The sequence below is a fragment of the Streptomyces sp. NRRL B-24484 genome (genome assembly GCF_000717715.1).
Classification (GTDB): domain Bacteria; phylum Actinomycetota; class Actinomycetes; order Streptomycetales; family Streptomycetaceae; genus Kitasatospora.
On sequence record NZ_JOAI01000001.1, the window covers coordinates 1 to 22,470 of the forward strand.

The window sequence follows — 22,470 nt, forward strand, 5'->3', positions numbered from 1 at the left end:
AGCGCAGCGCCGGAGACTTGCGCGACCCCTCAGCCGCACCGTCCGCGGCCGACTCCCACCCGAATCGCGATGAAGCCATTTTCCCTCCCGAAAACAACAGCCCCAGATTTGAGGCGTGCATGACCCTACCGAACACGAACGGACTGGGCAACTGAAAATCACCGCACGCTCCACCGTCACCAACTGTGCAAGATTTGTGGACTTCGGGACAAGCGGCCCACAGCAGTGACATAATCCCCCGCGGTCAAACTGCCCTAAATCGGCGCATTCTAAATCTCCCCACCCTGGCTTCGGTCACCGCATTCACGAACCACTCTCAGACGAAACGCCGCAATCGTTCGATCGGTGACAACCTGCCGCTGATGGCGTTTTCCCACCAAAAGCTCCGGAATGGCGACGGCGCACCGTGGATCCGCCGCACCGACATGCCCAGTGCGAGTGGCAGGGGACGCTGCCGGTGCGCACGCTGGTAGGCGAGGAGACGCCTGCGGCGGACGGGAGCCGGTCATGGTGGACACGGACGTGCTGGTGGTCGGGGCCGGGCCGGTCGGGCTCACCGCTGCGGCGGAGCTGCGGCGGCACGGTGCCGAGTGCCGGATCGTCGACCGGCTGGCCGCGCCGCACCGCTATGCGAAGGCCGTCGGCGTGCAGCCCCGCACCCTGGAGGTCTGGGACACCATGGGCCTGGCCCGGCAGGTGCTCGCCGAGGCCGTCCCGATGCACGGCCAGCTGAGCTGGGTCGACGGCGAGGAGAAGCCGCGGATCGAGCTGGCGCTGCCGCCGGACGTGCCGTACTCCTTCGCCGCGCTGCCGCAGTACGTCACCGAGGAGCTGCTCACCGCCCACCTGGAGACCTTCGGCACCCGGGTCGAGCGCGGCTGCGAGCTGCTCTCCTTCGTCCAGGACCCGGACGGTGTGGAGGCCGTGCTGCAGACGGCCGGCGGCACCGAGCGCGTCCGTTGCCGGTACCTGGTCGGCTGCGACGGCGCGCACAGCGCGGTGCGCAAGGGCCTCGGTCTGGACTTCGGCGGCGGTGCCTTCGGCGAGTCGTACATGCTCGGCGACGTCGAGATCGACTGGGAGATGCCCTCCGGGTACGGGGTGCGGGTGGTGCGCCACCGGCCGGACGGGGCGCCCGACGACGTGCTGGTGGCGATCCCGCTGCCGGGCCGCAACCGCTACCGGATGTCCACGGTGGCCGCACCGGAACTGGTCGGCGACGGCGCCGGCCGGGACGGGATCGCGCACGGCCTGGACGCCGGCGGCCTGCCCGGCATCGTGCACCTGCAGGCCGTCGTCGACCGGCTCTCGCCGCAGCCGGCGACCGTCTCCGCCCTGCGCTGGTCCTCCGTCTTCCGGATCAGCCACCGGCTGGCCGGCCGCTACCGGCAGGGCCGGGTGTTCATCGCCGGGGACGCCGCCCACATCCACCCGCCGACCGGTGCCCAGGGCATGAACACCGGCGTCCAGGACGCCTACAACCTCGCCTGGAAGCTCGCCCTGGTGCTGCGCGGCGCCGCCGGGGACGCCCTGCTCGACAGCTACGACGCCGAGCGGCGCCCGGTCGGCGAGGAGGTCGTGGGCCGCACCGTCCGGCACGCCCGCGGAGGCATCGGCACGGGCGGCGACAGCATGGCGACCCTGCTGCGCCGCGAGGCCCAGCTGCTGGTCGCCTACCCGGACAGCCCGCTGCTCGACCCGGCCGCCGCGGACGACGACGCCGTCGTGCCCGTCCGGCCGGGCGAGCGGGCGCCGGACTGCCGCGGTCTCGTCCAGCCCCTGGCGACCTTCCCGCAGCGGCTGTTCGACCTGCTCCGCGGCCCGCACCACACCCTGCTGATCCACCTCGGCCCGGACGCACCCGCCGACCTGGCGGCCGCCTGTGCCCGGGCCGGCCGCGAGGCGGCCCGCGGCGAGCTGGACGTCTACGCGGTGCTCGCGCCCGGATCCACGGCGGACACCCCCGGGGTCGCGGCCGTCCGCGACGGGCTGGACGAGTTCCGGGCCGCGTACGGGGCCCGCAGCCCCGAGGCCGTGCTGGTCCGCCCCGACGGCTACCTCGCCGGACGCGTCCACCCGGCCGACCCGGAGCGGATCGCGGCCCTGCTGCGGCGTACCTTCACCGCGCCCTGAGCGCGTCGCACCTTGAACGCACCGCGCCCCGATCGGCGGCGGGCACGCACGGGCCCGCCTCGGCCGGGTGGGCGCGGTACCGGCCGGGGCGGGGGCTGGGTGGTTCAGACGGTCTTCGCGGGGACGGAGACCAGCAGCTGGTTGCCGTCGATGGTGCGGACCTCGAAGTGGTCGATGTCGCCGGGGGCGAGCGCGGCGCCGCCGGTGGTCTGCAACGCGTCGGTGCCGTAGCCGGTCGGCGGCACCGACCAGGTGGTGACGGTCTGGCGCTCACCGGTGCGGGAGACCGCCACCAGGTCGCAGACCTGCGGCCCGCTCACGTGCGAGAGCGACAGGCTGATGCTGCTGCCCCACTTCTTCGGCTCGACGCCGACCTTCGCGGAGACGCCGGTGCCGGGGTCGGTGGCGGCGAACTGCGCGGTCGCGGCGGGCGGCGTGTGGGTGTCATCGCCGGTCGCGGCCAGGGTGGCCAGTGGGCCGCCGACCACCAGCACCGCCGCGGCGGCGACCAGCGCCAGTCGGCGCACGCGGTTGCGCCTCCGGGTCGCGGAGACCTCGTCGACCAGCCGGTCGAGCAGCTGCGGCGAGGGCGGTGCGGCGGCGACCGGGCCGGCCTCCGCGAGTTCCGCCAGCAGCGGTGCCACCCCGGAGAGTTCGTCGATCTCGGCGGCGCAGACCTCACAACCGGCGAGGTGCTGCTCGAAGAGTTCGAGGTCCTCCGGGTCCAGGACGCCGAGGATGTACGCGCCGACGTCGACGTGCTGCCCGTGGTGCGACGTCACGATGTCACTCCTCGCTCCTCCAGCGCGATCTTCAGGGCGCGCAGCCCGTAGAAGATGCGCGACCTGACCGTACCCGCGGGGATGCCGAGCTCCGCGGCGGCCTCGTTGACGGTACGCCCTTTGAGGTACGTCTCGACGATGACCTCGCGGTGCGCTTCGGTCAGGTCGTCGAGCGCGTCGGAGATGGTCATCAGCCGCAGTGCCTTCTCGAGTTCGTCCTCGGCGGGCAGCAGCTCCAGCGGCGCGGGGTCGACCTCGCGCGGCCGGGCCATGCTGCTGCGGTGGCCGTCGATCACGATCCGCCGCGCGACGGTGACCAGCCAGGGGCGCAACGACCCGGTGGCGGCCTCGTCGAGGCGGTGGATGTTGCGCCAGGCGCGGACCAGCGTCTCCTGCACCACGTCCTCGGCGCGCTGCCGGTCGCCGCCGACCAGGCGCAGCACGAAGCCGAACAGCGGGCCGGCGTGGTCCCGGTAGAGGGCACGCATCAGCTCTTCGTCGGGCGCCGGGGCCGGGCCGCCGGGCGGCGGACCTCCCGCGTCCGCCCTCCGTCGGTACGGATGCTCGGTCACGGCGCCATCCTTGCGCACGTGCACCTCCAGGTCGAGACGTTGCCGGGGTCGGACGGGTTGTGGGACGGGGTCGCGACCGGGCCGGGACGGCTTCGGGACACTCGGGCCCGGGGCGGGGTGTCCGCCGCGGTGTCCGGGGCCTCAAGTCGGGGCCGGATCCTGTCGATATCGGTGGTGGGTGCGGCGCGGGCGCCCGCGCCGCACCCGACCTGCGGGCCGCGCCGCCCCCAGCCGGCGCGGCGGTGCCGTCGGGCGGGGCCGCCGACGGAAGCCGGTGTCGGCGGCCCCCCGGCGGCTGCCGGACGGATCAGTAGCCGTAGCCGCCGGTGGCGGGCGAGGCGGCGGCCGCCTTGCCGCCGGTCGGGGTGACGGCCCACCACGTGCCCTTGACGCCCTGGCCCTTGGTGTCGCCGGGCTTGGTGTCGGGCGTGTAGCGGTAGAGCGGCCAGCCGTTCAGGGTGAGCTGCTTGCTCCCGTCGGCGCGGGTGACGGTGGAGACCAGCTTGGCGTCGATGCCCTTGAGCTGCGGGTTGTCGCTCGCCATCACGGGCGGCCAGAGCTTTGCGCAGTCGCCGTTGCAGTTGGACACCGGCGGCTTGGCGGTGTCCTTGTCGAAGCGGTACAGCGTGTAGCCGGTGCCGTCGGTGACGATCGTGCCGAGCGTCGCGGAGGCGGCGGTCTGCAGCCCCGTGCCGCCGCCGGCGGGTGCGGTCGGGGCGGACGAGGACGGCTCCGTCGGGTTCGCGGGCGTGCTCGCGGCGGGGGCGGTGGTGCCGCCCGCGTTGTCGGTGCCGCCGCTCGGGTCGCAGGCGGTGACCAGGGCGATCGCGGCGGCGGCCGAGGCGGCGAGCAGGGCGGTACGGCGGAAGTCGGGCATGGCTGGTTCCCCCACGGTGTGAGTCCGGTGTCGTCGGGCGCTCTCCCCGCGCCCACACCGAGGAGTACGGGCCCGGCGCCGGATCGACTCAACGCGGCGCGAAACTTTTTTTGGAATACCTCGGGGCCGGGCAGGGTTGACGCCACCGGACCACTCCCGAAGGGCAGGTAGGACACCATGAGCACGGTCGAACTGACCACGGCGAACTTCGACGAGATCGTTCCCGGCGCGGAGGGCAAGGACTTCGTGCTGATCGACTTCTGGGCGGCCTGGTGCGGTCCGTGCCGGATGTTCGGTCCGGTCTTCGAGAAGGCCTCCGAGCGGCACCCGGACCTGGTCTTCGCCAAGGTCGACACCGAGGCGCAGCAGGAGCTCGCGGCGGCGTTCGACGTGCAGTCGATCCCCACGCTGGCGATCATCCGCGAGGGTGTGCTGGTGTTCGCGCAGCCGGGCGCGCTGCCCGAGCCCGCGCTGGAGGACCTGATCGGCCAGGCCCGCGGGCTGGACATGACCGAGGTGCACGCCAAGGTCGCCAAGGCCCGCGCGGAGGCGGAGGCCGCCTCCAAGGCCTGAGTCCCCCCTCTCCGTACGACGGCTGCGCCCCCGGACCGGTGGTCCGGGGGCGCAGCCGTGTCCGTCCGGGCGGGTGCTCAGTGGGCGGCGCGGGCGGCGAGGCCGTCGAGCAGCAGGCGCAGGGCGAGGTCGAAGCCGCGGTCGTCGAGGCCGGGGCCGCGGGCGGCGGAGGCCTCCAGGGCTCCGGCGAGGGCGGGGTGGCGGGGGCGGTACTCGGCGGCGTCGCGGGTGAAGCCGGCGGTGAAGGTCTCCAGGGCGGAGCCGAGCACCAGGTAGTCGAGGGCGGCGGCGGCCTCGGCGGCGTCCGCGGGGTCGAGGCCGGCCCGGCCGAGGGCGGCGAGCAGGGCGTCGTAGGTGAGCAGCTGGCGGTCGGCCTCGACCCGGCGGCGGGCGAGCAGCGCGATGGTGTTGGGGTGGCGCAGGAAGACGGCCCGGTAGCCGTGGGCGTACTGCGCGAGGCCGCGGCGCCAGTCGGGGTCGTCGAGCGGGGCGAGGTCGATCTCGGCGTTGACGAGGGCGGCGAGGTCGTCGAGCAGGTCGTCCTTGCCGGAGACGTGGTTGTAGAGCGAGGCGGCCTTCACGCCGAGGCGGTCGGCGAGGGCGCGCATGGTGAGGCCGTCGGGGCCGGTGCTGTCGACGACGTCCAGGGCGGCCTCGGCGATCGCCTGCCTGCTGAGCATCGGCCTGGTCGGTCGCCCCACGTGTCCCGTCCCCTGTTCGCGCGTACCGGTCGACCGGCCACGTTACAGCCTGGTGTCGACCCCTTCCGTTACCGCCGGGTCGGGGCTACGGTCCATAACTAACTAAGTTAGTTTTCGGATCGCGACGGCAAGGCGGACCGCATGACGACCACTCCCCCACGGGCCGACAGACCCACCGGAACGGACCGGCCGGGCGGGCCGGCGGACGCCGACCGGCTGGCGGCGCTCGGCTACCGGCAGGAGCTGCGGCGCAGCCTCGGCGTGCTCGGCAACATCTCGATGGGCTTCGCCGTGGTCTCCCCCGTGGTCGGCCTGTACGCCGTGGCGCAGGTCGGCATCGGCGTGGCCGGCGGCGCCTGGGTGTGGGCCCTGCCGGTCTGCCTGCTGGGCCAGCTGCTGGTGGTCTGCGTGTACTCCGAGCTCGCCTCGCAGTGGCCGCTGGCCGGCGGCGCCTACCAGTGGAGCCGCCGGCTGGCCGGGCCCACCTTCGCCTGGCTGACCGGCTGGCTCTGGCAGTTCGCGGTGATGTTCGCCAACACCACCGTCGCCTACCTCGCCGCGCCCTGGTTCTTCGCCCTGTTCGGTGCCACCCCCGCACCCGCGCAACTGGTGCTGACCGCGCTCGGTTTCATGCTCTGCTGCACCCTGGTCAACGCGTACGGGATCACCCTGCTGCGGCGGTTCGTCTCGCTGGGCATCGCCGCGGAGGCGATCGCCTCGGTGCTGGTCGGGCTCGCCCTGCTGCTGTTCTTCCGCAAGCACGGGCTCGGCCTGCTCACCGACACTCTGGGCGCGCCGGCGGCCACCGGCACCGGCACGCTGATGTCCTTCCTCGCGGTGGTCGCAGTCGGCGGCTGGGCGTTCATCGGCTTCGACGCCTGCGTCTCCACCGCCGAGGAGACCAAGGACGCCGCCCGGCAGGTGCCGCGGGCGATGCGGTGGTCACTGCTCGGCGTCGGCCTGGTGGTGGTCCTCAACGCCGTGGCCGTGCCGCTGGCCCACCCCGACCCGGCGGCGGTCGTCGCCGGCACCGACCTCGACCCGGTCACCACCGCGGTCACCGCCGGCTTCGGCGACTGGTCGGCCAAGCCCTTCGTGGTGGTGGTGCTGGTGAGCTTCACCGCCTGCCTGATGGCCTCGCAGGGCGGCGCCGCCCGCGGGCTGTACTCGCTCGCCCGCGACGGGGTCTTCCCGTTCTCGGCACAGGTCCGCAAGGTCAACCGGCACCAGGCACCGATCGGCGGCCTAGTCGCGGCCACCCTGGTCAGCTGCGCGGCGCTGCCGCTCGGCCTGGAGTCGACGGCGATCGGCTCGCTGATCGCCTTCGGCACCGCCGCGACCTTCCTGCCGTTCTTCCTGCTCACGGCGGTGGCCCTGGTCGCCCGGCTGCGCGGCACCTGGCGCCCGGCCGGCGAGGTCTCGTACGGGCGCTGGGGCACCGCGCTCAATGCGCTCGCCGCACTGTGGACGGGCCTGGAGGTGGTCAACATCTGCTGGCCGCGGGCGCTGCTCGCACCGCCCGGAGCGCCCTGGTACCAGGTGTGGGCGGCCGTGCTCGGGACGGGCGTGGTGACGCTCGCCGGGCTCGGCTACCTGCTGGTGCACCGTCCGCAGCGGCTGATGCGGGAGCCCGCGGCGCCGGACGGCGCGGTGCGCTGAGCCGTCGCCCCGGGGTGTGGGCGCCGCGGGCGGGGGCAGGCGCCGGTCAGGCCGGCGCCCCCGTCCCGGGGCGCTCCGCGGTCACGTTGGTCCGGGACCGCGGGTCGCCGAGGGGGCAGGATGGGCCGGGTTCGACGGTGGCGGGTGAGAGCGAGGGGTGCAGGTGGCGACGGCGGACGAGTACGACGTGGTGGTGATCGGCGGTGGCTCCACCGGCGAGAACGTGGCCGACCGCACGGCTGCGGCCGGGCTGCGGACGATCGTGGTGGAGGGCGGCCTGGTCGGCGGCGAGTGCTCCTACTACGCGTGCATGCCGAGCAAGGCGCTGCTGCGCCCGGGCGCGGCGGCCGCGCACGCCCGGGCGGTCGCCGGGGTGACGGTCGGCGACGGGCTCGACGCGGCCGCGGTGCTGGCCCGCCGGGACTCCTTCGCCGACCACTGGAAGGACGACGACCAGGTGGCCTGGCTGGACGGGGTCGGCATCGACCTGGTCCGCGGCCACGGCCGGCTGACCGGCGAGCGGACGGTGCAGGTGGACGGCGGGCGGGTGCTGACGGCCCGCCACGCGGTCGTGCTGAGCACCGGCAGCCTGCCCGCGCTGCCCGACCTGCCGGGGCTCGCCGAGGCCCGGCCGTGGACCAGCCGGGAGGCCACCTCGGCGCATCAGGTGCCGCCGCGGCTGGCGGTGGTCGGCGGCGGGGTGGTCGCGGTCGAGATGGCCGCCGCCTGGCGGTCCCTGGGCAGCGAGGTGGTGCTGCTGGCCCGTGGGCCGCTGCTCGGCCGGATGGAGCCGTTCGCCGGGGAGCTCGTCGCGGACGGTCTGTCCGCCGCGGGCGTCGAGGTCCGGCAGGCCGAGGTCACCGGGGTGCACCGGGACGGCGAGGTGCGGATCCACCTCGCGGACGGCTCCACGGTGGTCGCCGACGAGGTGCTGTTCGCCACCGGCCGCCGGCCGAACACCGCCGAACTGGGCCTGGAGAGCGTCGGACTGACGCCCGGCTCCTGGCCCGGGGTGGACGACAGCTGCACGGTCACCGGCGTGCCCGGCGGCTGGCTGTACGCGGCGGGCGACCTCAACCACCGGGCGCTGCTGACCCACCAGGGCAAGTACCAGGCACGGATCGCCGGCGCCGCGATCGCGGCCCGGGCCCGCGGCGAGCGGATCGACGGCGGCCGCTGGGGTGCGCACAGCGCGAGCGCGGACACCGCCGGGGCACCGCAGGTGGTGTTCACCGAGCCGGAGGCCGCGTCCGTCGGGCTGACCCTGGCCGCGGCCGAGGAGGCCGGGCTGCGCGTCCGGGCCGTCGACCACGACCTCGGCGCGGTGGCCGGCGCCAAGCTGTACGCCGACGGGTACACCGGGCGCGCCCGCATCGTGGTCGACCTCGACCGGGAGGTGCTGGTCGGCGCGACCTTCGTCGGGCCGGGCGTCGCCGAACTGCTGCACGCCGCAACGGTCGCGGTGGTCGGCGAGGTACCGATCGCCCGGCTCTGGCACGCGGTGCCCGCCTACCCGACGGTCAGCGAGGTCTGGCTGCGGCTGCTGGAGGCCTGGCGCGACGGCCGGTAGCCGGCACCGGCACCGGCACCGGCACCGGCGCGGTGACGTGCGCCGGTGCCGGGCGCGGAGGAGACTGGCGCGGGGGCCGCGATCGTTCACCGGGTGGTGCGCATGACCGAGGTGCTGTTGGCCGTCGGAACGCAGAAGGGTCTGTTCCTGGGCCGCAGTTCCGACCGCGAGAAGTGGGAGTTCACCGGGCCCCACTTCCCGATGAACGCCGTCTACTCGGTCGCGGTCGACCGCCGCGGCGGCCGGGTGCGGCTGCTGGCGGGCGCCGACTCCAGCCACTGGGGGCCGTCCGTCTGGTGGTCCGACGACCTCGGCGCGACCTGGCAGGAGCCGGCCCGGCCCGCGGTGCGCTTCCCCGAGGACACCGGCACCTCGCTGGAGCGGGTCTGGCAGTTGCAGCCGGCCGGCGAGGAGGCGCCCGACGTGGTGTACGCGGGGACGCAGCCCGCCGCGCTGTTCCGCTCCGACGACCGCGGCGAGACCTTCGAACTCGTCCGCGCGCTCTGGGACCACCCGCAGCGCACCGAGTGGAACGCCGGCTTCGGCGGCCAGGGCATGCACACCGTGCTCACCGACCCGCGCGACGCCCAGGCCGTCACCGTCGCCGTCTCCACCGGCGGCGTCTACCGGACGAAGGACGGCGGCGCGAGCTGGTCGCCGTCCAACACCGGCATCCGCGCGGAGTTCCTGCCCGACCACTACCCGGAGTTCGGGCAGTGCGTGCACAAGGTCGCCCGGGACGCCGGCGAGCCGGGACGGCTGTACCTGCAGAACCACGGCGGGGTCTACCGCAGCGAGGACGACGGCGGCAGCTGGACGGACATCGGCGGCGACCTGCCCGCGGTGTTCGGCTTCGGCCTGGCCACCCACCCGCGCACCGCCGGCACCGCCTACCTCTTCCCGCTCAACGCCGACTACTCCCGGCTGCCCGTCGGCAACCGCTGCCGGGTCTTCCGCACCCGCGACGCCGGCGCGACCTGGCAGCCGCTCTCGGACGGGCTGCCGGACGAACCCCACTACGGCGTGGTGCTGCGGGACGCCCTGTGCACCGACGACGCCGACCCCGCCGGGGTGTACTTCGGCAACCGCAACGGCGAGGTGTACGGCAGCGCGGACGAGGGCGACCGCTGGTCGCTGCTCGCCTCGCACCTGCCGGACGTGCTGTGCGTCCGTGCCGCGGCCATCGGCTGATCCCGCCGACTCCCCCTCCCACCACCAGGAAGCCCGCCCATGAGCCTGAGCATCCGCAACCGCATGCCCGGCACGGTCGCCGGCATCACCACCGGTGCGGTGATGGCCACCGTCCGGATCGACGTCTCCGGCGGGCGCGAGCTCACCGCGGCCGTCACCGCCGAGGCCGTGCGGGAGCTCGGCCTGGAGACCGGCAGCCGGGTGCACGCCCTGGTGAAGGCCACCGAAGTGGCCCTGGCCACCGGCCCGGTCAGCGGGCTGAGCATCCGCAACCGGCTGCCCGGAACGGTCTCCGAGGTCTCGGCGGGCCCGGCCATGGCGAGCGTGCGGATCGCGGTCGAGGGCGGCGTGGAGCTGACCGCCGCGATCACGGCGGACGCCGCCGACGAACTGCGACTGACCGCCGGCACCCCCGTGATCGCCCTCATCAAGTCGACCGAGGTCTCCCTCGACGCCGCCTGACCGACAACACCTCGGGGGCGCGTGGGGGCACCTCCCGGCCGAAGGCCGGGGGAGAACCGTGCAATTCGGATGGGACCCACCGTACGAAACAGGGGCCGGTCCGGATCGCCAGGAGCACCCACCTCGGACTGCGCAGTTCCCCGCGCCCCTGGTGTGACCACCCCGCCGCCTCTAGTGGACCGGTTCGCCGAGCCAGACTTCGGTGATGCCGCTGACGTAGCGGGCGCCGCAGACGTCGGCCGGGACGACCAGTTGCGGGCCCGCCTCGTCGAGCGGGCTGCCGTCGATGCTGGTCGCCAGCAGCACCTGCTGGTTGCCGAACTCCGGGTCGATCTCGGCCCAGGAGAGCACGGCGCGGTGGCCGTCCGCGCCGGTCACGTCGAGCAGCAGGTGCGGCCGCTGCTTGCGGCCCCGCAGGTCGACCCGCGGGCGGGCGGCCCGGAGCACGTCCCAGAGCCTCGGCCCCTCGAAGCCGTGCCGCTGCGGGCCGCTGCTCAGGCAGTCGAAGACCACCTCCACCCGGTGGGCGGGCAGGGCCCGCAGCTCGGCCACTGTCAGCTCCAGCGGGGTGTCCAGGCGGCCGGTCAGCCGGACGGCGGGTCTGGCGGTTCGGAGCACGGTCGGTCCCTCCCGGCCGCACCGTGCGACCCGGGGTGGTGGTACCCGCCGTCCCTCGCGGTTACCCGTGTGCAGTCCGATATTCACCTGCATCTGCCAGGTATCAACGGCTTCAGCCATGGCAGCCGAGATGCCACCTGCAGAGCGTCGACCGCCGGGCAATCGGGCGGACGCCCGGACCCCGAGGCTTCCGCCAGCCGCCCGTCTGGACGATCGGACGAGAGAAGAACCGGCAGGTCAGGCTTGCATTTACGATGCTCCTGCGCTGGTCTGCCTGGCAACAGCGAGGCATCGGTCGGTGCGGAGCGACAAGGAGCGAGAGATGATCGTCGGGGACCTGCTGGAGCTGGACGGGCTGGGCATCCGGGCCGCCTGGGCCACCCCGGAACTGCTGCGCCGCACGGTCGCCGGCGTGACCTCCACCGACCTCCAGGACCCGGCCCGCTACCCGCAGCCGGGCGAGGTCGTACTGACCGGACTGGTCTGGTGGAACCCCGCAGACACCTCGGCGGCCCTGCGCTTCGCCACCTCGCTGCGCAGCGCCGGCGTGGCCGCCCTGCTCGCCGGCGAGGGCACCCACGGCACCGTCCCGGAGGCGCTGGCCGCCGCCTGCCGCACCCACCGGATCCCACTGCTGTCGGTGCCGGCGGGCACCAGCTTCCGGGCCGTCACCGACCGGATCTACCTGCGGCTCTGGGGCGATCTGCAGGCCTCCTCGCAGGGCACGGCCGCGGTGCCGGAGGGCGTCCGCCGGGAGCTCGCGGCGCTGCTGCAGGGCGACACCCCGCCGCAGCGGCTGCTCGACCTGGCGTCGGCGCGGCTCGGCCTGCCGGACTGCTCCATCACCACGGCGGGCGGCCGGGTGCTCGCCCGGTCCGGTGCGGACACCGCCGCCGAGGACGGGGACACGGCGTGGGCCGTCCCGATCGGCGCCCGCGGCGGATCACCGTACGAGGGGTGGCTGCTGCGGCCGCACGAGCGGCCCGCCCCGGCGGCGGCCACCGTGCTGCACGGGCTCGCCGACCTGCTCGGGCCGGCCGCCGCCCGGGCCGCCGCCGGGGCCGCCGCGCGCCGCGGGCACGCCGCGCGGCTCTTCGAGGCACTCGCCCAGGACGCGCCCGGCCCCGCCGACGCCCTGGCGGCCTGCGGTCTCGCCGACGCCGCGCTGACCGCCGTCACCGCCCGGATCGACGGCGCCCCCGCGGGCTGGGCCTGCGCGGCGCTGGCCGAGGCCCTGTACGGGACGGGCGCGCCGTTCGCCGCCGCACCGGACCGCCGGGGCGGCGCCTGCGCGCTCACCCCCGCCGCACCGGCCGAGGCCGCCCGGGCCCTGCGGGCCGCCCTGCCCCGGTTGCAGGCCCGGCTGTCCGGGCGACGGACGCTGCGGGCGGGCGTCGGGCCGGCGGTGCCCGCCGACGGTGCGGACGCGCTGCGCGGGGCGCTGGTCCAGGCCGTGTACGCGCTGGAGTCCGCCCCGGCCGGGACGGTCGCGAGCAGTGCGGAGACGGACTCGCTCGCGGCGCTGCTGCTCGGCACCCCGCCTGAGGTCCGGGCCGCCTTCCACCACCGGCTGCTCGCCCCGCCGGCCGCCCACGACCGGGCCAACGCGGTGTCGCTGCTGGGCACGCTGGACGCCTTCCTGGCGCACGACTGCTCGTGGACCCGTACCGCGGAGGCGCTCCACCTGCACGTCAACACGGTGCACTACCGGCTGCGCCGCATCGAGGAGCTCACCGGCCGCAGCCTCGCCCGGCTGCAGGACCGCCTCGACCTCCGCGCCGCCCTCCTCTGCGCACCCGTCCCGGCCGCCGGGCCGGCCCCGACCCCGGCACCGCGCCGCGGGGCGGCCGCGGCCGGCGCGCGGCGGCGCTGACCGCGTCCCGGCGCGGCGGCGTCAGTCGGTGCGGGGGCGCAGCCGGTCGGCGACGGCGCCGAGGCTCTCGGCGAGCGCGGTGAGCTGGGCGGGGGCGAGGACGTCGATGAGCGCCTCGCGGACGGCGGCGACGTGGCCGGGGGCGGCGGACCGCAGCGCCTCCCACCCCTGGTCGGTGATCTCGGCGAAGACGCCGCGGACGTCACTGGGGCAGGAGCGGCGGGAGACCAGGCCGCCGCGTTCGAGCTGGCCGACCTGGTAGGTGAGGCCGCTCTTGGAGGTGAGGAGGCGGTCGGCGAGGTCGGTCATCCGCAGAGAGCCGTCGGGGGCGGCGGAGAGCTGGACGAGGATCTCGTACTGGGTGTGGGAGAGTCCGGCGTCCTCCTTGAGCTGGCGTTCGAGGTGGCGGGCGACGAGGTTGGTGGCGGCGACGAAGCCGCGCCAGGCGGCCATCTCGTTCTCGTTCAGCCAACGGGGTTCGTCCATGGGTCGATCGTACCCTGGTTGTTCAAATTTGAATGAGGGTGTACCGTCGACACCAGGTGGTTAAAATTTGAACCACCGGTGACAGGCCACGGAGGACGACCACCATGAGCACCGCAGCCCCCGAGCGCATGCCCACCCTCTACCTCTCGCACGGCGCGCCGCCGCTCGCCGACGACCCGGTCTGGCCCGGTCAGCTCGCCGCGTGGTCCGCCGGCCTGCCGCGGCCCACCGCGATCCTGATGGTCTCCGCGCACTGGGAGGAGGCCCCGCTCGCGCTGGGCGCCACCACCGCCGTGCCGCTGGTCTACGACTTCTGGGGCTTCCCCGAGCACTACTACCGGGTGCGGTACGCGGCGCCCGGCGCGCCCGCCCTCGCCGACGGCGTGCGCAAGCTGCTGCGCACCGCCGGCATGCCGGTGCAGGACATCCCGGACCGCGGCCTCGACCACGGCGCGTACGTGCCGCTGGTGGAGATGTACCCGGACGCGGACGTCCCGGTGCTGCAGGTGTCGCTGCCGACCCTGGACCCGCAGCGGCTGATGGAGATCGGCCGCAGGCTCGCCCCGCTGCGCGACGAGGGCGTGCTGATCGTGGGCAGCGGCTTCTTCACCCACAACCTGCGGGCGCTCAGCACCGACGGCCGGGTCTCCTCGGTGATGGCCGAGTTCGACGACTGGGGCCGCCGCGCCCTGGAGGCGAAGGACGTGGACGCGCTGCTCGACTTCGAGCACAAGGCGCCGGCCGGCCGGTTCGCCCACCCGCGCACCGAGCACTTCGCCCCGCTGTTCGTGACCCTGGGCGCCGGCGAGGCCGAGCTCGGCACCCAGCGCAGCGTGATCGACGGCTTCTGGATGGGCCTGGCCAAGCGCTCGGTGCAGATCGGCTGAACCCGCGGCCGGCCCGACGGGCCCCTCAGTGGGCGCAGGTGAAGCGCTCGCCGAGGTGCCGGGGCTGCTCGATCTCGTCGACCAGGGCGACCGCGAAGTCCGGGATGCTGACGGCGCTGCGGCCCTCGGCGTCGATCACCAGGCGGTCGGTGTCGGTGCGGTAGTGCCCGGTCCGCTCGCCGGGCAGCAGGTCGGCCGCCGGGCTGAGCACCGTCCACTGCAGGTCCGCGACGGTGCGGAGGAAGGCGAGGGCCTCGCCGTGCGCGTGCATCATCTGCCGCACGTCGGCGGGCAGGCCGGGGGTGTCCCAGACGCGGACACCGGGTGCGGTCTCCAGGCTGCCGGCGCCGCCCACGACGATCAGCCGCGGGGCGGCCGAGCCGAGCGCGCGCAGACCGGCGACCAGGGACCGTGCGGCCGGTTCGACCAGCCGCCGGGTACCCGGGCCGTCCCCGCCGCCGACCGCGCTGACCAGCGCGTCCTGGCCCTCGGCGACCCGGGCGACGTCCTCGGCGGCGAGCACGTCGCCGCGGGCGACCTCCGGGGTGAGCCCCTGGTAGCGGCCGGGGTCGCGGACGGCCGCGGTGACCCGGTGCCCGCGCGCGAGCGCCTCGGTGACGATGCACCGGCCGATCGACCCGTTGGCGCCGAAGACCGCGATCCTCGCCATGGTGTGCCCGCCTCTCCGTCCGGCAGCCTGTCACCCCCAGCATGGGTCCGGTCCGTCCGCCGGGGCGGTGCGACGCGCGGCGGTGCGGCCGCCCGGGCGTGCGCCGTGCGCGGGGTACGCCGTGCGCGGGGTACGCCGTTGTGCGTAACACCCCCGATCGGGGGTGTCCGGGCGGCGGGGCCGCGGGCACAGTGGCCCCATGCAGACTCCACTCTCCGTGATGGACTTCCTCGACCGGGCCGAGCTGGTGTACGGCGACCGGGTCGGGATCGTCGACGAGCCGGTGCAGCCGGCCGGGTCCTGGGGCGAGGTGACCTACCGCAGGATGGCCGAACTGGCCCGAGCCCAGGCCGCCGGCCTGGACCGGCTCGGGGTCGGGCCGGGCGCGCGGGTGGCCGTCGTCTCGCAGAACTCCGCCCGCCTGATGACCTCCTTCTTCGGCGTGAGCGGCTTCGGCCGGGTGCTGGTGCCGGTGAACTTCCGGCTGAAGGCCGAGGAGGTCGCGTACATCGTCGAGCAGAGCGGCGCCTCGGTGCTGCTGACGGACCCGGAGGTGGCGGACGCACTGGCCGGGGTGCCGGTCGAGCACCGCTTCGTCCTCGGCACGGAGAGCGACCGGGAGCTGTACGCCTTCGACCGCGAGCCGGTGCGGCACCCCGTCGCCGAGTCGGACACCGCGACGATCAACTACACCAGCGGAACGACCGCGCGCCCCAAGGGAGTCCGGCTCACCCACCGCAACCTGTGGCTGAACGCGACGCTGATGGGCCTGCACTTCGGCGCGGGCGACCGGGACGTCTACCTGCACACCCTGCCGATGTTCCACGCCAACGGCTGGGGCCTGCCCTACGTGATCACCGGCGTCGGCGGCCGGCACGTGGTGCTGCGCAAGGTCGACGGCACCGAGATCCTGCGCCGGATCGAGCAGCACGGGGTGACCTTCCTGTGCGGCGCGCCCGCGGTGGTCGCCGCCGTGCTGGCCGCCGCCGAGACCTGGGAGGGCCCGGTGCCCGGCCGGGACCGGGTGCGGATGGTGGTGGCCGGCGCTCCCCCGCCGACCTCCGTGGTGCAGCGCGTCGAGGCCGAGCTGGGCTGGGAGTTCATGCAGCTCTACGGGCTGACCGAGACCTCGCCCGCGGTCACCGTCAACCGCACCCGCGCCGAGTGGGACGCCCTGCCGCCCGCCGAACGCGCCGAGAAGCTGGTGCAGGCCGGGGCGCCCGCGCTCGGCACCGCCGTGCGGGTGGACGGGCAGGGCGAGGTGCTCGTCCGCTCCAACACCGTGCTGGACGGCTACTGGGAGCGCCCCGACGAGACGGCGGCCGCACTGCAGGACGGCTGGTTCCACACCGGCGACGGCGGCACCCTCACGGACGGGTACCTGACCATCTCCGACCGCAAGAAGGACGTCATCATCACCGGCGGCGAGAACGTCTCCTCGATCGAGGTCGAGGACTGCCTGTACGGGCACCCGGCGGTCGAGGAGGTCGCGGTGATCGGCGTGCCCGACGAGAAGTGGGGCGAGACGATCAAGGCGCTGGTGGTGCTCCGCGAGGGCGCGGAGGCCGACGAGGCCGAGCTGATCGCGCACTGCAAGCAGCGGCTGGCCGGCTACAAGTCGCCCACCTCGGTGGAGTTCCGCAGCGCGCTGGCCCGCACCGCCACCGGCAAGCTGCAGAAGTTCCGGCTGCGCGAGCCGTACTGGTCCGGCCGCGAGCGCGACGTCAACTGACGGCACGCCAGTTCCCCGCGGGTCAGCCGAGGATGCCCCGCTCGCGGGCGGCGACGGCCAGTTCGACCCGGTTGCGGGCGCCGAGCTTGTGCATCGCGCTCTTCAGGTAGCCCGTCACGGTGTGGCCGCTGAGACCGAGCCGGGCGGCGATCTCCGGATTCGTCCGGCCGGTCGCCGCCCACCGCAGCACCTCGTGCTCGCGCGGGGTCAGCCCGGCCTCGGCCGAGCGTCCTGCCGGCCGGCCGCCCCAGGCCGCGGCACCCGCCAGGGCCCGGATGGCCGTCCGGGCCAGCTCGGCGACCGCGCCGATCCGGACGTCGCCGAACGGCACCACGGTGCGCAGCGCGGCGTACACCACGCCGTGCACCGCACCGTCGTGGACGAGGGGCACGCCGAGCATCGCGTACAGGTCGTCGGCGCCGACCGCCGCGTCGTAGTGGTGCGAGATGGTGGTCGCGGCCCGGTAGTCGGGCACCCACGCGGGCGCCCGTTCGGCGAGGGCCCGGCCGCCCAGGCCGGTGCCGGCGGGCACCCGGAGGTTGTGCAGCAGGTCGGCGCGGGTGCCGGCCCAGTGGCGCAGCACCATGGCGTTCGCGGCGCGCGGGCCGTCGGGGCCGTCCGGGGTGTCGGGCACGCCGACCAGGCCGACGTCCGCGCCGCAGTCGGCGACCACCCGGCGGGCCAGGTCGGCGAGGACCGCGGAGCGGACGAGCTCTGCGGCGCGGGTGTCCGGGGGTTCGGGGGCTGCGCTCCTCACCGGGCGATTCTCACACGGGCCCTCTGGTTCGGGGAGACGTGCGGCAGCAGGATGGGCCTGCCCGCACCACGGGACATCGACGAGAAGGGGAGAGGGATGGCCGACATCACCGCGCTGCTCGCGGACCTCACGGCGGAGAGCGACGGACTGGACGCCCTGGTGGCGGACCTGGACGCCGCGGGGCTGGCGGAGGCCACCCCCGCCGAGGGGTGGACGATCGCCCACCAGCTGGCCCACCTGGCCTGGACGGACCGCTGGTCGCTGCTCGCGGCGAGCGACCCGGAGCGGTTCACGGCCGAGGCGCAGCAGGCCTTCGAGACCGGGTTCGACGTGGTGGAGCGCGGCGCGGCCGAGGGGGTCGGCGAGCCGCCGCAGGTGCTGCTGGGCCGCTGGCGGGCGGGCCGGGCGGAGCTCGCTGCGGCGCTGGCGGCGGTGGCGCCGGACACCCGGCTGCCGTGGTTCGGGCCGCCGATGAAGGCGCCGTCGATGGCGACCGCGCGGCTGATGGAGACCTGGGCGCACGGGCAGGACGTCGCCGACGCGCTGGGCGCCGTCCGGCCGCCGACCGCCCGGCTGCGGCACATCGCGCACCTGGGGGTGCGCACCATGGGCTTCGCGTTCTCGGTGCACGGCCTGCCCGCGCCACAGGTGCCGGTGCGGGTCGAACTCACCGGACCGGCGGGCGAGTCGTGGACGTGGGGTGTCGAGGACGCGGCCGACCGGATCACCGGCCCCGCACTGGACTTCTGCCTGCTGGCCACCCGGCGGCGGCACCTCGACGACCTCGCGCTGACCGCGGTCGGCGACACGGCGCGGACCTGGCTGCCGATCGTCCAGGCCTTCGCCGGCCCGCCCGGCAAGGGCCGCGAGCCGCTGGGCTGACCGCCCGGGAGGGAACCCTCAGCGGGCCGGGCCGAGCAGGACGGGCTCCGGGTCGGTGGCGAGGCGGGCGTGCAGGTGCTCGTCGTGGTGCCGGCCGTCGCCGTAGCGGTGCGAGGCCCGCAGGATGCCCTCCAGGGGGAAGCCGCAGCGGTCGGCGACCCGGCAGGAGGCGGTGTTGCCGACGGCGTGGCACAGCTCGATCCGGCGGGCGCCCGCGGCGGTGAAGGCCCAGCGGGTGGCCGCCGCGGTGGCCCGGGTCGCCACGCCGCGGCCGCGGGCCTCCGGCAGCAGCCGGTAGCCGACGGCGGCCTGCCCGTCGGCGCGGTTCGGCCAGTACAGGCCGACCGTGCCGAGCAGGGCGGCGGTGGCCGTGTCCAGCACGGCGAAGCCCGCGACGTCCCCGGTGCCGCCGTCGGCGTGGCCGAGGATCCACGCCTCGGGGTCGCTCTCGTGGACCGGGTTCCACCGGGCGACCTCCTCGTCCGCGGTGATCCGGGCGACGCCCGGGGCGTACCGCAGCAGCCCGGGGCCCCACGGCAGGAGGCGGACGTCCCCGAGGTCGAGCGGGACGGGGGCGAAACCGGGTTCGGTGAGGGTCATGGCCCCCAGTGGTACCCGCCGCGGCGGCCCGCTGCCAACCGGTTTCCCCGGCCCTGGGACGATCACGGCCATGGAGTTCGACGACGACGACGCCCTGCACCTGATCTGCGCCGAACGGCTCGGCGAGGAGGCCGGCGGACGGTTCGCCGCGCTGGCCCGCCGGGGCTTCCGGCTGGAGCGCACGGCGGACGGCACCCCCGCCACCGGACGCTGCCGGCTCGGCGGCCCGGCCCTGCTGGAGCCCGGCACCCCGTGGCCCGTCCACGACGGCGTGCCGCTCTCCCTGCTCGCCGTCCTCGACACGGACGCGCTCGCCCCCTGGCTGGGCGGCCACCTGCCCGTCCGGCCCGGCCTGTTGAACTTCTTCCAGCTCGACCCGGACGTCCCGTACGAGGAGTACGCGAAGCTCGACACCTCCTCCCCCGCGATGTACCGGGTGCTCCCCGCCGATCCGGCGCGGGCCGTGGAGACGGACGCACCGGGACCGGCGACGCGCTACCCCGCGGTGCCCGTCCGCGCCGAAGGGGTCGTCATGCTCCCGGACTGCTGGGACGTCGAGGACGAGGACGTCCCCTTCGACCGGGACGTGCACTGGGGCGCCCCCTCGCTGCTCCTCGACGCCATGGAGGGCCTGAACGGCAACACCGCCGACCGGCACCGCGCCTTCGGCTGGCCGGACACCTCCTACAGCTCCCGGGTGACCGTCCGGGACGCCGACGGGCCCGCCGTCCACCTGCTGCAGCTCGCCGGTGACGCCGAACTGAACTGGGGCTGGGGCGACGCCGGTTCGCTCTACTTCACGATCCCCGCCGGGGCCCTCGCGGCCGGCGACTTCACCCGGGCCGGCGGCGAGGGGCGGTGCTGCTGAACCCCCGTCCGAAGCCCCGTCCGAACCCCCGGCGGGACCCGGCCGTGCGGTGTGCGAGAGTGGCGCGATGAGGACGATCGGACTGATCGGCGGAATGAGCTGGGAGTCGACCGCCGAGTACTACCGGCTGCTGAACGAGCTCACCAAGGAGCGGCTCGGCGGGCTGCACTCGGCGAAGTGCGTGCTGTACTCGGTGGACTTCGCCGAGATCGAGCGGCTGCAGACCGCCGGCCGCTGGGACGAGGCGGGCGAGGTCCTGGCCGGGGCCGCGCGCTCGCTGGCCGCGGCCGGCGCCGAGCTGCTGCTGATCTGCACCAACACCATGCACAAGGTGGCCGACCGGGTCGCGGCGGCGGTGGACGTACCGCTGCTGCACCTCGCCGACACCACGGCGGGCGCCGTCCGGGGGGCGGGGCTGCGCCGGATCGGCCTGCTGGGCACCGCCTTCACCATGGAGCAGGACTTCTACCGCGGCCGCCTCGCCGGCCACGGTCTGGAGGTGCTGGTGCCGGACGCCGCCGGGCGGGCCGAGGTGCACCGGGTGATCTACGAGGAACTGTGCCTCGGCGTGGTCCGCGAGGAGTCCCGGGCCGCGTACCGCGCGGTGATCGCCGACCTGGTGGCCCGCGGCGCCGAGGGCGTGGTGCTGGGCTGCACCGAGATCGAGCTGCTGGTCGGGCCGGAGGACAGCCAGGTGCCGGTCTTCCCGACCACCCGGCTGCACGCCGAGGCGGCCGTGGCGGCGGCCCTGGCCTGACCGGGACGTTCTCCCGGCCGGAGGTCTCGGGGAGGCTCCCGGCCCGCGACCCTGCGTGTCGGCCGGGACGCGGGGTGTCCCGTCGAGCACAGTGGGTGGGACCGGGTCGGGCGGTCGGACGGCCGCCCGGCCGGACGACGGGCGGAGGAGCCGGACGGTGGACTGGAAGCTCGAAGTGGTGGTCGTCCCGGTGTCCGACGTGGACCGGGCCAAGCGGTTCTACGCCGACCGGGTCGGCTTCGTGGTCGACACCGACACCCGGATCGGCGCGGAGGCGCGGATCGTCCAGCTGACCCCGCCGGGCTCGGCCTGTTCGATCGTCATCGGCACCGGTGTCAGCGACTCGCTGCCCGGTTCGCTGCAGGGCCTGCAACTGGTGGTGGACGACGTCGAGGCGGCCCGGGCGGCCCTGGTCGCGGGCGGCGTCGAGGTCGGCCCGGTGCAGCACTTCGAGGACGGGGTGCGGGCCGAGGGCAAGGGCGGGGACTGGAACTCCTTCGTCTTCTTCACCGACCCGGACGGCAACGGCTGGGCCGTCCAGGAGCGCCCGGCCGGCGCCTGAGCCGTCGGCCCCGGTACCGTCCGGCACCTTCCCGTCAGGCCCGCTCTATGGCCACCGCGGCGGCGTCGTCCTTGAGCCGCCCGCCGACGTGCGCCAGCAGGTCGCGGCGGAGCCGGTCGACCAGCGCGGACGGCTCGGCGCCGCCCCAGTCCGCGGCGCGTTCGGAGAGCGGGTAGAAGGCCCGCTCTCCGTCGCGGGCCTCGGTGACCCCGTCGGTGTACAGCAGCAGCGTCTCGCCGGAGCGCACGTCGTAGCTCTCCTGCCGGTAGTGCGCGCCGGGCAGGGTGCCGAGCCCGATCGGCGGGGCGGAGTGGACCGCCTCCAGGGTCCGGACGGGCTTCCCCTCGGCCAGCAGCAGCGGCGGCGGGTGCCCGCAGTTGGCGATCCGGACCGGTTCCACCGGGTCGTCCGGCAGGTCGGCGAGCAGCACGGTGACGAAGCGCTCCACGGCATCGTCCTCGCCGGCCGCCCCGGCAGACCCGGCCGCGCTCCCGGCGTCCCGGTCTCCGTCCCCGGCGGCCCCGGCGGCCCCGGTGCTCCCCGCGGTCTCGGCCAGGTGCCGGGCGAAGCCGGCGTCGAGGGCGGCGGCGAGCCCGGGCAGCCCGGTGTGGTGGTGGGCGAGCTCGCGGAAGGCGCCGAGCACCTGGGCGGCGTCCTCGATCGCGGTGAGGCCCTTGCCCCGGACGTCGCCGATCAGCACCCGGGTGGCACCGGGAACCCGGGTCGCGGCGTACAGGTCCCCGCCGAGCAGCGCCTCGTCCTCGGCGGGCAGGTAGAGGGCGGCGAGCCGCAGTGGCCCCAGCCGGTCGGGCAGCGGCCGCAGCAGCACCCGCTGGACGGTCTCCGAGACGGAGCGCACCCGGGTGAGTTCGCGCCCGCGTCTCTCCCGGACGCGGCAGTAGAGCACGATCAGCGTGGAGACCAGGATCAGCGCGATGATCTGCGTCTCGTGGTTGGTGGTGAACAGGCCGCCGTGGAAGATCCCGATGACCACCTGCGCGGTCACCGCCAGGGCGCCGATCAGGCCGGTCAGCCAGGCGCCGGCGAAGGAGGCGGTGATCGCGGGGGCGACCACCAGCAGCGGGCCGAGGTGCACGTCGGTCGGCGAGGCCAGGTCGACCACGGAGATCAGCACGATGAATCCCAGCGGGATCATCACCAGCGCATGGGCTCGCCGCCACGCCCCGCGCAGGGCAGCCGGGCGCCGCCGTCCGTGCACCGTCACCCCTCCACCCTGCACCCGGGACGGGTCGCCCAC

At 75.3% G+C, this 22,470-nt stretch carries 23 protein-coding genes; 13 read left to right on the plus strand and 10 right to left on the minus strand.

What is annotated here, in order from left to right:
* Positions 1–507 precede the first annotated feature (507 nt).
* On the plus strand, positions 508–2,133 hold the full coding sequence (locus tag IE98_RS0100005) for an FAD-dependent monooxygenase (protein ID WP_030261893.1): 1,626 nt from the start codon (positions 508–510) through the stop codon (positions 2,131–2,133).
* A 104-nt stretch (positions 2,134–2,237) separates the two neighbouring features.
* On the opposite strand, the gene IE98_RS0100010 is transcribed toward IE98_RS0100005, so the two are convergent.
* The 3 genes from IE98_RS0100010 to IE98_RS0100020 all read right to left on the minus strand — a co-directional run bounded on the left by IE98_RS0100010 (position 2,238) and on the right by IE98_RS0100020 (position 4,364).
* The gene (locus IE98_RS0100010) at positions 2,238–2,915 is read right to left on the minus strand and encodes a zf-HC2 domain-containing protein (protein WP_234443354.1); all 678 of its coding nucleotides are present in this window, start codon (positions 2,913–2,915) and stop codon (positions 2,238–2,240) included.
* The gene (locus IE98_RS0100015; RefSeq protein ID WP_030261896.1) at positions 2,912–3,505 is read right to left on the minus strand and encodes a sigma-70 family RNA polymerase sigma factor; all 594 of its coding nucleotides are present in this window, start codon (positions 3,503–3,505) and stop codon (positions 2,912–2,914) included. The genes IE98_RS0100010 and IE98_RS0100015 overlap by 4 nt, the downstream gene beginning before the upstream one ends.
* 289 nt (positions 3,506–3,794) lie before the next feature.
* The gene (locus IE98_RS0100020) at positions 3,795–4,364 is read right to left on the minus strand and encodes a hypothetical protein (protein WP_030261897.1); all 570 of its coding nucleotides are present in this window, start codon (positions 4,362–4,364) and stop codon (positions 3,795–3,797) included.
* Between the two features lie 177 nt (positions 4,365–4,541).
* Here IE98_RS0100020 and trxA point away from each other — a divergent pair, with 177 nt between their 5' ends.
* On the plus strand, positions 4,542–4,937 hold the full coding sequence (gene trxA, locus IE98_RS0100025) for a thioredoxin (protein ID WP_030261900.1): 396 nt from the start codon (positions 4,542–4,544) through the stop codon (positions 4,935–4,937).
* Between the two features lie 77 nt (positions 4,938–5,014).
* On the opposite strand, the gene IE98_RS0100030 is transcribed toward trxA, so the two are convergent.
* Complete coding sequence (locus tag IE98_RS0100030) at positions 5,015–5,617, minus strand: TetR/AcrR family transcriptional regulator (RefSeq protein ID WP_234443355.1); 603 nt, start codon at positions 5,615–5,617, stop codon at positions 5,015–5,017.
* Positions 5,618–5,779: 162 nt separating this feature from the next.
* Between IE98_RS0100030 and IE98_RS0100035 the strand changes: the two genes are divergently transcribed.
* The 4 genes from IE98_RS0100035 (at position 5,780) to IE98_RS0100050 (ending at position 10,520) form a co-directional block, all read left to right on the plus strand.
* Positions 5,780–7,297, plus strand: coding sequence for an APC family permease (locus IE98_RS0100035; protein WP_052389943.1), 1,518 nt, complete (start codon positions 5,780–5,782; stop codon positions 7,295–7,297).
* Between the two features lie 163 nt (positions 7,298–7,460).
* Positions 7,461–8,867 carry a dihydrolipoyl dehydrogenase family protein gene (locus IE98_RS0100040; RefSeq protein ID WP_234443356.1) on the plus strand — a complete coding sequence of 469 codons (1,407 nt, stop codon included), beginning with the start codon at positions 7,461–7,463 and terminating at the stop codon, positions 8,865–8,867.
* 102 nt (positions 8,868–8,969) lie between these two features.
* Positions 8,970–10,058 carry a WD40/YVTN/BNR-like repeat-containing protein gene (locus tag IE98_RS0100045; protein ID WP_030261910.1) on the plus strand — a complete coding sequence of 363 codons (1,089 nt, stop codon included), beginning with the start codon at positions 8,970–8,972 and terminating at the stop codon, positions 10,056–10,058.
* Positions 10,059–10,097: 39 nt separating this feature from the next.
* Positions 10,098–10,520 carry a TOBE domain-containing protein gene (locus IE98_RS0100050; protein ID WP_030261911.1) on the plus strand — a complete coding sequence of 141 codons (423 nt, stop codon included), beginning with the start codon at positions 10,098–10,100 and terminating at the stop codon, positions 10,518–10,520.
* 171 nt (positions 10,521–10,691) lie between these two features.
* Here the strand turns inward: IE98_RS0100050 and IE98_RS0100055 are convergent, their stop codons facing one another.
* Entirely contained in the window at positions 10,692–11,138 is a 447-nt protein-coding gene (locus IE98_RS0100055; RefSeq protein WP_030261914.1) for a molybdopterin-dependent oxidoreductase, read from the minus strand.
* Positions 11,139–11,460: 322 nt separating this feature from the next.
* Here IE98_RS0100055 and IE98_RS0100060 point away from each other — a divergent pair, with 322 nt between their 5' ends.
* A complete protein-coding gene (locus IE98_RS0100060; protein ID WP_052389944.1) occupies positions 11,461–13,011 on the plus strand; it encodes a PucR family transcriptional regulator in 1,551 nt (516 codons plus the stop codon).
* Between the two features lie 21 nt (positions 13,012–13,032).
* Here the strand turns inward: IE98_RS0100060 and IE98_RS0100065 are convergent, their stop codons facing one another.
* Entirely contained in the window at positions 13,033–13,497 is a 465-nt protein-coding gene (locus tag IE98_RS0100065) for a MarR family winged helix-turn-helix transcriptional regulator (protein WP_030261926.1), read from the minus strand.
* 104 nt (positions 13,498–13,601) lie between these two features.
* On the opposite strand from IE98_RS0100065, the gene IE98_RS0100070 reads away from it, so the two are divergent.
* Positions 13,602–14,384, plus strand: coding sequence for a dioxygenase (locus IE98_RS0100070; RefSeq protein ID WP_030261929.1), 783 nt, complete (start codon positions 13,602–13,604; stop codon positions 14,382–14,384).
* Positions 14,385–14,409: 25 nt separating this feature from the next.
* On the opposite strand, the gene IE98_RS0100075 is transcribed toward IE98_RS0100070, so the two are convergent.
* Positions 14,410–15,054 carry an NAD(P)-dependent oxidoreductase gene (locus IE98_RS0100075; RefSeq protein ID WP_030261932.1) on the minus strand — a complete coding sequence of 215 codons (645 nt, stop codon included), beginning with the start codon at positions 15,052–15,054 and terminating at the stop codon, positions 14,410–14,412.
* 199 nt (positions 15,055–15,253) lie between these two features.
* On the opposite strand from IE98_RS0100075, the gene IE98_RS0100080 reads away from it, so the two are divergent.
* Positions 15,254–16,786 (plus strand): AMP-binding protein, encoded by a 1,533-nt coding sequence (locus IE98_RS0100080; RefSeq protein ID WP_030261935.1) that lies wholly within the window; start codon positions 15,254–15,256, stop codon positions 16,784–16,786.
* Between the two features lie 22 nt (positions 16,787–16,808).
* On the opposite strand, the gene IE98_RS44095 is transcribed toward IE98_RS0100080, so the two are convergent.
* Complete coding sequence (locus tag IE98_RS44095; RefSeq protein ID WP_052389945.1) at positions 16,809–17,543, minus strand: helix-turn-helix transcriptional regulator; 735 nt, start codon at positions 17,541–17,543, stop codon at positions 16,809–16,811.
* A gap of 96 nt (positions 17,544–17,639) precedes the next feature.
* Between IE98_RS44095 and IE98_RS0100090 the strand changes: the two genes are divergently transcribed.
* Positions 17,640–18,425 carry a TIGR03084 family metal-binding protein gene (locus tag IE98_RS0100090; protein ID WP_030261940.1) on the plus strand — a complete coding sequence of 262 codons (786 nt, stop codon included), beginning with the start codon at positions 17,640–17,642 and terminating at the stop codon, positions 18,423–18,425.
* An 18-nt stretch (positions 18,426–18,443) separates the two neighbouring features.
* Here the strand turns inward: IE98_RS0100090 and IE98_RS0100095 are convergent, their stop codons facing one another.
* Positions 18,444–19,025, minus strand: a complete 582-nt coding sequence (locus tag IE98_RS0100095) for a GNAT family N-acetyltransferase (RefSeq protein WP_043173166.1) — start codon at positions 19,023–19,025, stop codon at positions 18,444–18,446.
* 70 nt (positions 19,026–19,095) lie between these two features.
* On the opposite strand from IE98_RS0100095, the gene IE98_RS0100100 reads away from it, so the two are divergent.
* The 3 genes from IE98_RS0100100 to IE98_RS0100110 all read left to right on the plus strand — a co-directional run bounded on the left by IE98_RS0100100 (position 19,096) and on the right by IE98_RS0100110 (position 21,212).
* A complete protein-coding gene (locus tag IE98_RS0100100; RefSeq protein ID WP_030261945.1) occupies positions 19,096–19,893 on the plus strand; it encodes a DUF1963 domain-containing protein in 798 nt (265 codons plus the stop codon).
* 67 nt (positions 19,894–19,960) lie between these two features.
* Complete coding sequence (locus IE98_RS0100105) at positions 19,961–20,650, plus strand: aspartate/glutamate racemase family protein (protein ID WP_030261948.1); 690 nt, start codon at positions 19,961–19,963, stop codon at positions 20,648–20,650.
* 157 nt (positions 20,651–20,807) lie between these two features.
* The gene (locus IE98_RS0100110) at positions 20,808–21,212 is read left to right on the plus strand and encodes a VOC family protein (protein ID WP_030261951.1); all 405 of its coding nucleotides are present in this window, start codon (positions 20,808–20,810) and stop codon (positions 21,210–21,212) included.
* A 34-nt stretch (positions 21,213–21,246) separates the two neighbouring features.
* Here IE98_RS0100110 and IE98_RS0100115 read toward each other — a convergent pair whose 3' ends face one another.
* Positions 21,247–22,368, minus strand: a complete 1,122-nt coding sequence (locus IE98_RS0100115) for a PP2C family protein-serine/threonine phosphatase (protein ID WP_052390003.1) — start codon at positions 22,366–22,368, stop codon at positions 21,247–21,249.
* Positions 22,369–22,470 lie beyond the last annotated feature (102 nt).